The organism is Burkholderia sp. BCC1972 (genome assembly GCF_905339605.1).
In the GTDB taxonomy this organism is placed as follows: Bacteria; Pseudomonadota; Gammaproteobacteria; order Burkholderiales; family Burkholderiaceae; genus Burkholderia.
Map to the genome: position 1 here is coordinate 105224 of NZ_CAJPGH010000002.1, position 13806 is coordinate 119029.

Annotated in this window: 15 protein-coding genes and 1 pseudogene; 6 read left to right on the forward strand and 10 right to left on the reverse strand. The window is 61.3% G+C overall.

Annotated elements, in window-relative coordinates; genetic code table 11:
• Positions 1–184: 184 nt before the first annotated feature.
• From U5798_RS03965 to U5798_RS03995, 7 genes are all read right to left on the reverse strand, one after another.
• Positions 185–748 carry a cysteine hydrolase gene (locus U5798_RS03965; RefSeq protein WP_322081264.1) on the reverse strand — a complete coding sequence of 188 codons (564 nt, stop codon included), beginning with the start codon at positions 746–748 and terminating at the stop codon, positions 185–187.
• Positions 749–1012: 264 nt separating this feature from the next.
• Positions 1013–1405, reverse strand: a complete 393-nt coding sequence (locus U5798_RS03970) for a hypothetical protein (RefSeq protein WP_322081265.1) — start codon at positions 1403–1405, stop codon at positions 1013–1015.
• 610 nt (positions 1406–2015) lie between these two features.
• On the reverse strand, positions 2016–3770 hold the full coding sequence (locus U5798_RS03975) for a carboxylesterase/lipase family protein (protein ID WP_322081266.1): 1755 nt from the start codon (positions 3768–3770) through the stop codon (positions 2016–2018).
• 153 nt (positions 3771–3923) lie between these two features.
• Positions 3924–5303, reverse strand: a complete 1380-nt coding sequence (locus U5798_RS03980; protein ID WP_322081267.1) for a HAMP domain-containing sensor histidine kinase — start codon at positions 5301–5303, stop codon at positions 3924–3926.
• Positions 5300–5974: a response regulator transcription factor gene (locus U5798_RS03985; RefSeq protein ID WP_322081268.1), complete on the reverse strand. Its 675-nt coding sequence runs from the start codon at positions 5972–5974 to the stop codon at positions 5300–5302. The genes U5798_RS03980 and U5798_RS03985 overlap by 4 nt, the downstream gene beginning before the upstream one ends.
• Before the next feature lie 87 nt (positions 5975–6061).
• A complete protein-coding gene (locus tag U5798_RS03990; RefSeq protein ID WP_322081269.1) occupies positions 6062–6508 on the reverse strand; it encodes an EF-hand domain-containing protein in 447 nt (148 codons plus the stop codon).
• Positions 6509–6690: 182 nt separating this feature from the next.
• Positions 6691–6894, reverse strand: coding sequence for a hypothetical protein (locus tag U5798_RS03995; RefSeq protein ID WP_322081270.1), 204 nt, complete (start codon positions 6892–6894; stop codon positions 6691–6693).
• A gap of 277 nt (positions 6895–7171) precedes the next feature.
• Here U5798_RS03995 and U5798_RS04000 point away from each other — a divergent pair, with 277 nt between their 5' ends.
• The 6 genes and pseudogenes from U5798_RS04000 to U5798_RS04025 all read left to right on the forward strand — a co-directional run bounded on the left by U5798_RS04000 (position 7172) and on the right by U5798_RS04025 (position 12121).
• On the forward strand, positions 7172–7435 hold the full coding sequence (locus U5798_RS04000) for a fimbria/pilus outer membrane usher protein (RefSeq protein ID WP_322081271.1): 264 nt from the start codon (positions 7172–7174) through the stop codon (positions 7433–7435).
• Positions 7436–7728: 293 nt separating this feature from the next.
• A complete protein-coding gene (locus tag U5798_RS04005; protein WP_322081272.1) occupies positions 7729–8025 on the forward strand; it encodes an H-NS histone family protein in 297 nt (98 codons plus the stop codon).
• A gap of 104 nt (positions 8026–8129) precedes the next feature.
• Positions 8130–8565 (forward strand): annotated as a pseudogene (locus tag U5798_RS04010) (transposase); the annotation flags it as partial.
• A gap of 192 nt (positions 8566–8757) precedes the next feature.
• Positions 8758–10047, forward strand: a complete 1290-nt coding sequence (locus tag U5798_RS04015; protein WP_322081273.1) for an FAD-binding oxidoreductase — start codon at positions 8758–8760, stop codon at positions 10045–10047.
• A 16-nt stretch (positions 10048–10063) separates the two neighbouring features.
• Positions 10064–10621, forward strand: a complete 558-nt coding sequence (locus U5798_RS04020) for an XRE family transcriptional regulator (protein WP_322081274.1) — start codon at positions 10064–10066, stop codon at positions 10619–10621.
• A gap of 153 nt (positions 10622–10774) precedes the next feature.
• Complete coding sequence (locus tag U5798_RS04025) at positions 10775–12121, forward strand: glutamine synthetase family protein (RefSeq protein ID WP_322081275.1); 1347 nt, start codon at positions 10775–10777, stop codon at positions 12119–12121.
• Positions 12122–12146: 25 nt separating this feature from the next.
• Here the strand turns inward: U5798_RS04025 and U5798_RS04030 are convergent, their stop codons facing one another.
• The 3 genes from U5798_RS04030 to U5798_RS04040 all read right to left on the reverse strand — a co-directional run bounded on the left by U5798_RS04030 (position 12147) and on the right by U5798_RS04040 (position 13755).
• A complete protein-coding gene (locus U5798_RS04030) occupies positions 12147–12674 on the reverse strand; it encodes a GNAT family N-acetyltransferase (protein WP_124449577.1) in 528 nt (175 codons plus the stop codon).
• A gap of 50 nt (positions 12675–12724) precedes the next feature.
• Complete coding sequence (locus U5798_RS04035; protein ID WP_322081276.1) at positions 12725–13303, reverse strand: hypothetical protein; 579 nt, start codon at positions 13301–13303, stop codon at positions 12725–12727.
• A gap of 62 nt (positions 13304–13365) precedes the next feature.
• The gene (locus U5798_RS04040) at positions 13366–13755 is read right to left on the reverse strand and encodes a lysozyme inhibitor LprI family protein (RefSeq protein ID WP_124449581.1); all 390 of its coding nucleotides are present in this window, start codon (positions 13753–13755) and stop codon (positions 13366–13368) included.
• Positions 13756–13806: the final 51 nt, after the last annotated feature.

Sequence of the window (13806 nt, forward strand, 5' to 3'; positions counted from 1 at the left end):
CCGGCCGAGGAATCTTTTCTCGTAGTCATCCGGATGTCGCGTGATGTCATTTGGCGGGTAGTCTCAACGATGAAATGAAACGCCCCGCTGCGGTGGATGCATCAACCATTTATTCTGTTAGAGGGCGGTGACGAAACCGATCGAGAGCGGCGCCTTGCCCTGTGCCGGCAAAGTCGCGGCACAGTCAGGCGTGGGCATTGCGCAGTGCCTTGAGAATCTCTGCGGTGGTACCTGATTCGCTGAACATCGGCAGAGTGAATTTCAACACGGCCTCCGCGCGACCCGGCATAGGATCCGTGGTGGCGTCGGACGCAACGGTCATCGAGTAGCCGGAATCGAAACCTGCCCGCACGGTCGACTCCACACCGATCCCCAAAGCAATCCCGATCACAATCACGTTGGTGATGCCGCGCGCCTGGAGTAGCGCATGAAGGTCCTGGGACAAGAACGCATTGGTCGCCCGCTTTGCAATGTCCAGGTCTCCTTCCTTGAAGGGAAGATCGTCGTGCAGCTCAGCGAAGTCAGGTCGTGGCTCCCCGACGGGTGGGCTGGACTCGACTCGACCGTTCGGGAGTCCGAGTGCGCGTACCCAGACGACGGGCAGGCCAAGTTCGTGGAACGTGTTGGCCAACTCGGTGGTGTTGGCGATAATCCGCTCCACGTCAGCCGGGGCCGCCATGGCGAGAATGCCTTTCTGCAAATCTACAGCGATCAAGGCACTGTTCGGATCGATTTTGGTGATAGCCATAATGTCTCTACCGCGTAAAAGGTGTTTCGTGATGCCGGGAATGCCGATGACATAGCCATATTGACCTGAACCAGCCAGCCTCTACGATTCCACGTGCGTTTCGGACTGCACCGATATGCTCGCGATTTTGTCGGCGTCCCCGCGCCATGCAATTGCTTGGCATGGTGCACGGTGTGCAGCGCTCGGGCGCAGCATGGTGCCGGCGAGGCGAATCGACGTCATCCTCCTTGACGGTTGCCACGAAGGCGAAGCGAGACCAAGGCATCAGCAGGTTTCCGACGGGTTTGGTGAAACAGATGGTGCTTCCGTCGCGTCGTGGGGTGAGGCTATTGCAACAGGCGGCCGCGCCAGCATGCATAAGTCCACGAACCGGCGCATCTGCTGATCGTATCCGGTCAGATGGGGTCTTGATGCACACACGAGCTTAGATTCCTTGTGTGTGCCGTCGGCTTCACGGAGGACGTACTGATGGCGCTGACGGGTGACGTGGCAAACGACGCGGTGCACGTCGATTAAATAAGCGAGGGCCGGAGTCACGCGCGAGATGGAAATCCGGGTGGCGGCGCTTAGGGCCGTCGCCGAATATCTGACCCCGGGTTCCATGACGGTGACGATTTTTTCACCATCGAGCTGAATGGTAGGTGCGTACTTGCTCATAATAAAAGGTCAATAGTCGAGTCGTTTTGCGTCGATGAACGGCGTGGATAGTTTTCAGGCAAGCAACGTCGCGATCTGGATTCGATCGAATGAGATTGATATATCAGTACTCCTTTCTGAATCGGACGACACGACGACCAATAACGTACGCCAACGGGTTCGAGCAAGAGAACTCTGGCTCTCGAGAAAGAAAGGCAGGTCAACCCGCCGTGCAAAAGCACCTAGCCAAATCGGGGCAGGTATGCTGACGAAAAGCGCGTGGCGCTCAAAGGCGCCACGCAAAGTGTCTTGACTCAGATGGGGGAACGGTCAAGACACGAACGGCGAGTGCTTTCGCGTTGCTATCGAGTCAACGTAAGATATCCGTACTATACGGAACCGAAATTGTGTGGACATTACGGCATTGACGATACGGGTGCTTTTTACCGATTTTGGCGCCTGAACCAAGAGGGGGCGACACGAAGCAGCCGCGCATTTCAAGCAAGGGGATTGGGGCGGTGCTGAAACAAGTGGGCCTCGGTATTCAGGTAGCGGATCGGATCCACCGGGTCGATGGATCACATGCACGCTAGCTATCGGTGGACGGGACAATACGCGGGGATGCGCCGGATTACTCTGCCTTGATGCGTAGTTGCATCGGTGACGCATCCAGCACCATCTTGTGTGGATAATTCGCCCAGTCAGCACCGAGCGCAGGCGTGTTCGGGTTGCCGCTTCTTGCAAACGCCGCTAGGCTGGCGATCATCGTGTCCGATAATGCCTGACGCCCCGTTTTGTTCGCGTCGCTGTACGCGAAGGAGAACACGCTTTTGCCGAAGTTGCCAAATATAAAGGGCAGATCCAGCGAATGTGTTGCGCCGTACACCGTGTTGAACGGTGCCGGCTCTTGATTCCAGTCGAAGCGGTAGTACCAGACCTTGTCCGGTTGCTGCGAGGCCAGCGAATCGAGTGGTGGCGTCGCTGCGGCAAGGAACGTCGTCTTCGTGACGACCTCGACCAAAGCATTCCATCCGGACGGCGATGTCGCCGCCGGCAGATACGGCGCGCTGATCAAATCCGACTCGGCTAGGGTGCCCTGCGCATTCGGATCGAAATTGAACTGCATGCCGAATCGATCGTAGTCGTTTGGTTTGAAGCCCGAAATGCCGGTACGCGAGATCGCACCGAACAGGTTGGCGAACGACGTGCCTTCGTCCTTCGTATTGCCGGCGAGGATGGGCACCTTCCGGTATCGCCCCGCCTTGAGCGCTGCGAACGAATTCACCGGCAGGACATCTCCGTCTTCGATTGGCGCGGGCGCACCGCCCAGTTGTGGGTTCGCAATCGTCACCGTGAGCAACTTGTCGGCCGAGATGCCGCGAAGGTACTCGGCGACCTGCGCGTTTGGCCGCGACGCGAGCCAGATCCGCGCGGACGTCGCGTCCTTTGCCTTGCCGTCGGCAATGACGATCGCCGTTAGCAACGCCTGCGAGTAGGTCTGTGCCTTCGTCCGGGAAGCGTTCAAAATGCCGCCGCTCAACAGTACGGCCTTCTGGAACAGTCCGGCTGACAGTGGTGAAACAAGGAGGGCCCACACATTGACCGCACCTGCGGATTGCCCCATCACCGTGACGTTGCCCGGATCGCCGCCGAACGCTGCGATGTTATTCTTCACGAACTTCAGCGCCTGCTGCTGATCGAGCAGCGCGAAATTGCCGGAATCCGCGAGTGCGTTGCCGGTCTTGAGTTGTGGCAAGTCCAGCCAGCCGAAGATACCCAGGCGGTAGTTAATCGTGACGACCACGGCATTGGCCTTCTTCGCAAGTGCCTGTCCGTCGTAGATGGGATCGGCAGAATATCCCGAGACATTGCTGCCGCCATGTATGAAAAAGATAACCGGAAGTGGGTCGTGTGCCGCCGCCGGACGCCATATGTTCAGCGTCAGGCAGTCTTCGTTGCCAACCGGTTTGCCGAAACCGTCTCGTACCGCGAGGCCAAAGGGTGCGTCATTCGGCGCGGGACCATAGTATCCACCGCCTTGCGCGCACGAGTGTCCGAACTGTTGGGCGGCGCGCACACCGGCCCACGGTGCAGGGTCGACGGGCGGCATCCAGCGTAGTGTGCCGACCGGCGGCTGCGCATACGGAACACCAAGCCACGCGTACACGCCCGTGATGGCGCTGTGATCGAGTCCATTGACGGCGCCGAAGCGCGTGCTTCGTTGAACAGCCGACGGTTTTCCCGCTTCCCAGGTTGGCGACGGAACAATGGTGCTGTCGATGCACCCAGCAAACGGCAATGCCAGGACTATCGTGAAAAGTGCCAATGCGGCGCGACGAAGCGCAGTCATGAATGATTTCCCTTTGTTGAAATTTGCTCGTGTCATCGTTGACGCCCCCCATCTGTAACCTGTTTGAGAGGCGTGATACTGAATGCGTTGATGGATTGAGTATTCCGACGGTCTCTTGAGCGTCCGACTATTCGGTTGCCCCGTCCGATGACGTCTGTGAGACCTTCTTGCGAGGGCGCGATGATGGGATCAAACGCCCGGATCTGATCCGGCTGCTGCATGCGGCAGACTGATACGAATGCCGGTGCCGCGTGTCGGTGGTTCGAAGTAGCTGGCGTTCCCGTGATGTAATTGTGCAATTTCGCGGACGATGCTCAGTCCGAGACCGGCGCCTGGGCTCTGGCGCGTATAACGCGAAAAGGATTCGAATATCTGGTCACGCCAAGCGGGTGGAATGCCTGGGCCAGTGTCGACGAATTCCATATAGACCTGAGTCGCGTCGGTACGGAGGGTGACGGTGAGCGTGACCGAATCGCCGCCATGTCGGATGGCGTTTTGAACGACGTTGACGATGATGCGCCTGAGCGAGGTCGGGTCTCCAAACACATCGAGCCGCTCGCCTTCGCTGACGAGTTCGACATCGTGCCCGGCAGTTAGCACGACCGGTGCGAGCTCGGCCAGCGTGTCGCGCATCAGGGCGACGAGGTTCAGCAATTCCATGCGCGGCGTGGCATTCTTGAGTGTCTGGAGGTCAAGCAACTCGTCGGTCAGCTCGACGAGGCGGGCGACATCTTGCTCGAGCTTGACTTTCAGCGGCCCACTCTCCAGCGCGTCCAGGCGCGCGCGAATGATCGCGATCGGCGTGCGCAACTCGTGGGCGGCGTTGGCGATGAAGCGATCCTGCTGCGCTCGTCCCGAATCGAGACGTTCGAGCGCGGCATTGAATGCGCTGACGAGCGGCACGATTTCAAGTGGCAGTCTCTCCATGGGCAGACGCAGGCCAGGACTATCGATGTTCACGAAGCGCGCGAGTCGGGCGACGTCCATGACCCTTCGCAGCGCCGTTGCCACGACGAGCGGGATGGCCACAATGTTGACGACCAGCAGAGGCAGAAAGAACGGCACTTCAAGGTAGTTGATGACCATGATTGCGATCGCCTTCCATGCCGGTAACATCGGGCCACCGCCGTAGGCGATCTGAATCTCGCCGAGATGCGTGCGAATCGATTTGATCTTGCAGGAAAGATTGAACTGCTCGTTGAGATCCGTCGCGCTGCCGCTGAACAGGCGCGGCAACGCTGCGACCACTGATGCGCAAGCCGGTGAGATGCGGCCGAAGCGGATCTCATCGCCGTTTCGGTCCCGGACGACGAACCAGAGCGCAGGCGATTCGCGTTCGAGCGAACTGAGTTGCGGCGATCCTTGCAACACGAGATGCCCGTCGGGGGCGCGCGTGACAGCGTTGAGGATCGTGCCGTCGATGCGATCGTCCATTACGTAGCCGGAGACTTCCCCCCGCAGGAAGTAGAACCCGGACCAGATACCTGATGCGATGGCGACGATGATGAGGGTGCCGATCAGCGTAATGGATATTCGTTGGGTGATGGACAGGGTTTTGAAAGAATTCATTGGGTAGTGGAAAGCAGATAGCCGATGCCGCGGATAGGGCGAATCTCGACGCCGGCATCACGCGATGCGAGCTTGCTGCGCAGCCGCGAAATGTGAGCATCCAGCGCGTTCGACTGGATGTCTTCATCGAAGCCATAGACGTGTGCGAGGAGTTGATCACGTCGTACGGTTTTCCCCGTGCTTTCGACCAGCGCCTGGAGGGCAAGCAATTCGCGGCGCGGCAGTTCGAACGGTACGCCATGGATGGTGGCGACAAGCGACACGAGATCGATCTCGAGCGCACCAACCGCGACGATATGCGTTTGCAGACTGGGTGAGCGCCGGGCGAGCGCGCGGATACGCGCCACGAGTTCGTCCATCGAGAAGGGTTTGGCGAGATAGTCGTCCGCGCCTGCTTCCAGCCCTTCGATGCGCGCGTCAACCGAGCCGGCTGCAGTCAGCATGATGACGGGAATGCCGGGCGCAGCGGCGCGGAGGTCGGAAATGATGGACACGCCGTCGCCATCGGGCAAGCCGCGATCGAGCAGCACGACCTTATACTGGGATTCGCGGATGGCAAAACGCGCCTCGCTTAAACTCGGCACGCAATCGGCGACGATGTTCCGCTTTTCCAGCGCGCTCTCGATGGCCGAAGCCAGTTCGAGTTCATCTTCGATCAACAGGATGCGCATAGGTCATCGACACGTTGAAGTCAGTCACGGAAGGCGATGTGGAGCTCGAGTGCGCCGATGCCGATTCGATCGCGTCGGATCGCATTTTCAGTATATAGCGTGATCGCGCTTGGCCTCACGTTTACTGGTCAAGGAGCTTGCCATCTTCTCGCGCATCGCGGTGTGAATATCCTCTTTGGTCAGATAGTCGTGGTGTTGTGTGTCGATCTGGTCGAAGTACTTTGCCAGCAGCGGGTTGGCCGCTTGTACTTCCGCGCGGCTGAGCTTGCCGTCGTGGTTCGTGTCGGCCGCGTCGAACGATACGTCGAACGCGATCCGCTGCTTTTCAAGATACTGAGTCAGGAAGGTGTTCCATTCGTTGCGATCAATCACGCCGTTGTGGTTCCTATCGATCAAGGTGAAGCTGTTGGCGATATAGGTCTGGCGCACGGCGACCTGGTCGGTGTCGTTGCCCGATGCGGCTGCATGAGCCACGGTGACGCCCAACACGCCCACGACAACGGCGGCGACGACAGAGAGAAAGTCCAAAATCATGCTCCTTGATGTTAGGCCAACCGCTTCCGGTCGGGCTGGTGAGTGGGACGGCACGAGCGTCACCAACGGCGCGCGTCATTCCATTGACGATCGGTGGCGTGTTGCCCGTGGGTGTTCTGATAGCTGCGGTTGTCGTGACGACGATCGTGCGTCGCCACGTTGCGGATGAAGCCGCCCGCGGCTTACGGATTGCCGTGCGACAGCAGTGCGCTCGCAAAGGTACCGATACCCACGCCGATCATGGTGTTGGTTGTCTTGCGCTCCGCGACGGCGGCGGAGGTGATCACGATATCGGTAGCGCGATTGCCGCTGTACATCGGCGGAACTGCTTCAATTTCATTTCGAGCCTCGTGGGAAATCTGGGCAGGCATTTCGGCGAAATCCATTCGAAACGTATCGCCAAGGTATGCGCGAGAAAAGTCGTAGTGGATGCGCTCATTGAACAAGGGCCCGCGACGAGTGACGCAAGTGATTAATTTCGCAGTTACCGAGACTAGTCAGACAATTTCTTCGGGAAAGGCGTTTGATGAAAAAAACGCAGTTGCGATCCGATTCCTTGCACTTTACTGCGCAGACATTGTGCGAACGTTACGTCATTGGCGGGACGCATTCATCAAGTGATCGGATCCCATTTATTGCGTACCTGATTGGGACAACCGCTTCATGCTGAACCTGTCGATCCCGTTGAACTTCGGTTCGCGCGTGGTGTATTCGTCGACGAGTCTGCAGCACGATACCGGCGGCACGTCCGTGGTCCAGCAGTCGGCAATGGGCTCGCCAGGCGTTGACAACGCGTTCAGCTACGGTGTGAACATGGGCCATGCCACCGGCGGCGCGAATTCGACCGCCAACGTGGGCGGCAACGTCTCCTACATGTCGCCGTTCGCGCGATGTCCTCTGCCGATCCGGGCAGTCAATTTTCCGTGAATGCCGGAATCGGCAATGTCCTCACAATGTTCGCTGAGTACAATTCGGTCGGAATGGATAATCGACTTGGTTTGGAATCGGTATCGCGCCACATGTGTGACATAAAACATCAGTAATGCACATATGGTCAAGCTGACAAGGATGTTTTGCCTAAGAGGGGCAGTATTTGTTCCTCATCGTCGAAAGAGTTTTTGCCCTGCAAAGTTCGGTTAAGTATATTTTTCTTTGAAATTTCCGGATATCGATCGAGCTCAAGTTGAATGCCGAAGCGAGTCCGTCTTGAGACTAATTCGATGAAGACCTATCGGGGTTACTTGAAGCATTCTGAATCCGTGAAAAAAATGCTTGAGCAGGAACGCCTGAAGATCTCTGGGCGTGTTCTTCAGGAGATTCGTGAGTGTGTGGAGGAATTCGGGTTCAAGCCGGACGACGTGTTTTCAAAACGGAGAAAACATAACGCCAAGTACTACAATCCAGTAACCGGCCAGACCTGGAGCGGTAGGGGGCGTGAGCCGCTATGGATTCGTGGTAAAGATCGGAAGTCGTTCGAAATCAATCAATCTACGCAGTTTTTCGATGACGCTGCGTAGGACATTTAATCGAAAAAATATTCTCTGCCTGTTTCCGCGTAAATAGTGGATCCGTGAAACCGCGTCGGCCTGGTCGTTGTCGGATCTGGACAAAGCTGTAACCGTCACACAGTGTCGTCGATTCATCATCGATTCGCGCCGATCGGGTGGGCCAAAAACTGGACCGAACCTTACCGATCGCGCGTGACCCGATTCCAAGCGCCACATCGTTACCGATGCCAACGGCGCGCCGCTTGCCGCGGTCCTGGCCGGCGCGCATGTCAATGACGTCGCGCAAGTGCTGCCTTTGATCGACGCGATTCCACCGATTCGCGGCTTGCGCGGCCATCCATGAGCGAACCGCTTGTGATCTACGCCGGTCGTGGCTACGACTCCAAGCGACACCGACGCGTGCTGCGCGAACGCGGCATCAGGCTCGTGATCGCAAAGCGTCGCATCGGGCACGGCAGCGGACTCGGCACGTATCGTCGGGGCATCGAACGCACTCGCTCTTGGCGCCACTATTTCCATCGACTACGCATGCCTTGGGAGCTGGTTCCCCTGCAACTGCGAAGGGAGAGAAAAAGCAAGTTGCACCATTTCTGCATAGTGTCAGGCAGCGCTGAAGTCGACCGAAAAGCGCGCAACTTTAGTCCGTCGGGCGCACCAGGCGCTTTTCGACGCGCTTGCTCGTGTGAAATTGTCGTGCTAATTTTTCATGAAATTTCTCGGCGTAAATTTCACGGAGTCCGCATGTTCGTGCAGTCCGACCGACACGTCGCAAGCTACTACGCGGGCACCTACCCGGCGCCGATCCCGCTTCGTCCGGAGCTGGACGAACGCATCGACGCCGACGTGCTCGTCGTCGGCGCGGGCTTCAGCGGGCTGCATACGGCGTTGCGCCTGGCGCTCGCAGGCAAGCGCGTGGTCGTGCTCGAGGCAAGCCGTGTCGCGTGGGCCGCGTCGGGCCGCAACGGCGGCCAGGCGCTGCTCGGCTGGTCGTGCGACATGCAGCCGCTCGAGGATTCGCTCGGCCGCGACGGCGCGCGCCTGCTGTGGGACAGCATGCGCTGGGCGGCGGCCGAAGTGCGCGAACTGCCGGTGCGGCACGGCTTCGACATCGACTACCGGCCCGGCAGCCTGTGGGCGGCCGTGCGACCACGCCGCGTCGCGATGCTCGAACAGGCCCGCGACGAGGCGGCCGAGCGCTGGGGCTACGACCGGCTGCGCGTGATCGGCCGCGACGAGATGCCCGAATGGATCGGCGGCACGCGCTATCTCGCGGCGCTCCACGATCCGGAGGCCGGCCACCTGAATCCGCTGAAGCTCGCGCTCGGCCTTGCGCAGACGATCGAGCGCGCGGGCGGCCGCATCTACGAACAGAGCCGCGTGCTCGACTGCCGCGAGACGGCCGGCGGCCACGTCGCGCGTACGGCGCACGGCGAAGTGCGTGCGGACGTGCTCGTGCTGGCGTGCAACGCATACGTCGACCGGCTCGATCGCGATCTCGCGCGCCGGCTGCTGCCGGTCGGCACGTACCAGGTCGCGACCGCACCGCTTGCGCCGGACGTCGCGCGGGCGCTGCTGCCGCAGAACAGTTGCGTGATCGACAACCAGTTCGTGCCCGACTACTTCCGCCTGAGCCCCGACAACCGGCTGCTGTTCGGCGGCGGCTGCACGTACCTCGGCGGCATTCCCGCCGATATCGCGGCGGCGACGCGACCGCATCTCGAACGCGTGTTCCCGCAGCTGGCCGGCGTGCCGCTCGACTACGCGTGGGGCGGCCATATCGACATCAGCATGCGGCGCACGCCGGATATCGGCCGCCACGGGCAGCGCTTCTGGCTGCAGGGCTTCTCGGGGCACGGCGTGCTCCCGACGCTCGCCGGCGCGCGCGCGGTGGCCGACGCCGTGCTCGGCGACGAACGCCTGCTCGCGCAGTACCAGCGCATCCGCAATCCGCGCTTCCCTGGCGGCGACCGGCTCGCCGCGCCGCTGGAAGCGATCGGCAAGGCCTGGTACCGTCTGCGCGATACCGTCTGATCCACCGGAACCCGTCATGAACGAACAGGAAGAGATAGAAAGTCTGGCGATCCTGATCCGCGACCTGCGCAAGCATCGCAAGGTCACGCTCAACGATCTGGCCGAACGGATCGGCCGCTCGGTCGGCTTTCTGTCGCAGGTCGAGCGCGGGCTGTCGCGCCCGACGGTCGCGGATCTCACCGCGATCGGCGAGGCGCTCGGCGTGCCGACCACGTATTTCTACAGCCTGAGCAAGCCGCGCAGCGTGCCGTGGGTCACGCGGCCCGACGAGCGGCGCACCGTGTATTACGCGGCCGGCATTACCGACATGCTCGTGTCGCCGAACATGCGTTCGCGCTTCTCGATCCTCGAAAGCCATCTCGCGCCGGGCGCGAGCAGCGGCGAGCGGCCGGTCGACGACAGCGACGAGCAGGGCGGCTTCGTGCTCGAAGGCGAACTGACGATCTGGGTCGACGGTGACGACACGCCCGTCACGCTCGGGCCGAACGATGCATTCCAGCTTCCCGCGCACAAGCGCTTCCGTTACGCCAACCTGACCGAAGCGCCGACGCGCGTGATCTGGGTATTCACCTGAGTTGTCCGCGGGGCGCGCAGTGTTGCAAGCGGTCGCGCCACGCAGCCTGTTTGCAGTACTGATTGAAATGCGGCTCACAGGGTCACGTGTGCCGCATGAATCCGGTTCGCCGCGTCGCGGCACCGCCATACCAAGACATGGAAAGGATGAGACATGGCTGACGTCGTTCCCGCGCTGGTCGATGAAGTCCGCGCATTCCGGCAGGCGCACCCTGAAATTCGATATGTCGACCTGATCTGCCTCGACCTGCCCGGACACTTCTACGGCAAGCGCTATCCGATCGATGCGCTGGAAAAGGTCGCGGCCGGTTCGCTGCTGAAACTGCCGCAGAACTGTATCCTGCTCGGCACGCAGGGCGGGCTCTACAAGATCGGCGATTACTGTTTCAACGACGGCGACCCGGACGCCGTGCGTCGGCTGATCCCCGGCACGCTGAAGCCGGTGACCTGGGAGAAGCAGCCGCTCGGCCAGATGCTGATCACGACCGACGGCACCGATTCGCCGGTCGAGTTCGAGCCGCGCGAGGTGCTCGCACGCGTGCTGAAGCGGTTCGCACGGCGCGGCATCCGGCCGGTCGTCGCGTTCGAGCTCGAGTTCTACCTGTTCGACGCGCAGCTCGCGGAAGGGATGCCGCAGTATCCGCGCGACCGTTTGAGCGACGATCGCGACGATCAGCCGAACATGCATATCGAGCGGCTGTCGCGCTTCTCCGACGTGCTGCACGAGATGGTCGACGTCGCGTGCGAGCAGGGGGTGGACGCGACGGTGATCACCGCCGAGCTCGGGCCCGGCCAGTTCGAGATCAATTTCGGCCACACCGACGATGCGCTGCGCGCGGCCGACTGGTCGGCGATGTTCTGCCGCAGCACGCGCGGCGTCGCGTTGCGGCACGGCTATCGCGCGAGTTTCATGGGCAAGCCGTACCTGCATGCGCCGGGCAGCGGGATGCACGTGCACGTGAGCCTGTACGACGACGCGGGCCGCAACCTGCTCGCGGCGGACGGGCAGCGTCCATTGCGGCACGCGGTGGCCGGCTGCCTTGCGCTGCTGCCGCACTGCATGCCGGTGTTCGCGCCGAATCACAACGCGTTCCGGCGCTATGGGTCGATGGTGAACGCGGCAAGCCGTGCGAGCTGGGGCTTCGAGGATCGCGACGCGTGCATCCGGATTCCGGAGTCGGATGCACGCAACCTGCGCATCGAGCACCGGCTCGCGAGCGCGGATGCGAATCCGTATCTGGTGCTCGCGGCGATCCTGTCGGGGATGGAGCACGGGCTCGATGCGAAGCGCGAGCCGATTGCGCCGCTCAACGAGGATCGCGGCAGCGGCATCGACTTCCCGAAGGAAATGCTGTCGTCGGTTGCCGCGATGCAGGATCATCCGGCCGTGCGCGAAGGGCTCGGCAGCGAGTTCGTGATGGTGTATTGCGAGAACAAGCGGCAGGAGGAACTGGATTTCCGCAACGAGATCGGCGCGCGGGAGTATCGGTGGTTCCTTTGATGGCCGCGCCGGTCGATGAAGCCGATCAGGGAAGTGCGCGCCAGTAGCGCACTTCTTCGATCGGCGTCCCGTCGATTTCGAACGTCTTGATGTCGTCCTCGGCGACGAAGCCTTCTCGTTCGTAGAACGCCCTGGCGCGTCGATTCTTGATCAGGACCCAGAGCGATACCCATGCATGGCCGGCATCATGCAACGACCGGCATGCGTGATCGACCAGCGCCGCGCCGATGCCCCGGCCGCAATGCGAAGGATGCAGATAGATCGCTTCGATTTCTCCCCATGCGCGATCCTTGTCGGTGTCGCGCGTCGGACCGTAGGCGATCCAGCCGGCAGGCAGGTCGTTCGTCATCGCGAGCGCGACGCGCGGCCGTCCGGCGTCGAGCGCGTAACGCCACGCGGCCGTGCGCTTTTCGACCGACAGGCCGGCGAGGAACGCGGCCGGCATGATGTCCGTGTAGGTGGCTTGCCACGACGCAACGTGAATATCGGCGATGGCCGGTGCGTCGGCGGAGGTGGCGGCGCGGATGTCGATCGTCGTGGTGTTCGGTGCCATGCGTGCCTCGCCTGACCGGTTGCCATGCGCCGCGTTGCAGCGCGCGGGTTTCAATCCGCCGGATCCAGACTGGCGGCGATTGCGAAACTGTAGCCGAGATCCAGTTGCGATGCGTCGGCGGGCATCTCGGTTTTCTTCAGCACGAACTCGAACGCGGGCTCGAACCAGCCGTTGCGCGGTGCTTCGCCGCCGAGGATTTCGACGTCGTACCAGCCGTTGTCGAGTTCGATCACGGGCCCGCCGGGTTCGCGATAACGCGTGAGCAATGCGTTCACCGTGTCGTCGGTGAGGCGTTCGAGAATGCGCCACGTGTAAAGCATCACCGAACGATGCTCGACGCGCAGTACGTATCCGCCGCGGCGATGCTGCAGGCGGCTGCCGGCCTTCAGCAATTCGGGTGTGTCGTTATCCAGCGTGAAGATGATCGTGTACGGATGATTCTCGATGCCGGCCAGCGGAATGACGATACCTTCGACCACGGCATGGTCGCCGCTGTCGCCGGTCGTGAACTCGGACGCGACGTTGTCCGACAGCCGATGGGTTTCCTTGTAGCGCTTCAGCAGCAGAAGATCGCCGACGAGGAAACAGTCGATCAGGTCGTTGAGGACTTCGGAGAATTCATGCCGCATCGTCGTTCCTTTCGAGCGTGCCATGCCGCGAAGCGCATCGCGGCACGGCATGTGCGACGACCTTACTCGCCGAGCTTCGACGTCACGCACCCGGTGCTCGAGCATTCGCGCTCACGCTCGCGCAGGAACGACAGCCGCGACTGCGTCATGTCGTTCGCGCACTGGATATCCACGAGATAGCTGCTGCCGCGCGTCTCGCTGCACTGCGCGTCGCGTTGCTTCAGCCACGCGAGCTGGCCGGCCTTCAGCGTCGCCTGCTGGTCGCCGCTCAGCTGCTTGCGCAGGCGGCCGTATTCGTCATTCAGATCGCGGTCGGATTGCGAGAACTGCGTACTGGTGCAGTACACCTGGTCGAACGCGCTGCGCGGCTTCCCGCAGCCGGCCGCGTGAGCGGCGAACGGAACGGTGAGCGCGAGCAGCGCGCAGGATGCGAACAGATTCTTCTTTTTCATTGTGATGCTCCTGACTGGGTGAAAACCGTTGAGACCGACGGGCGATATCGT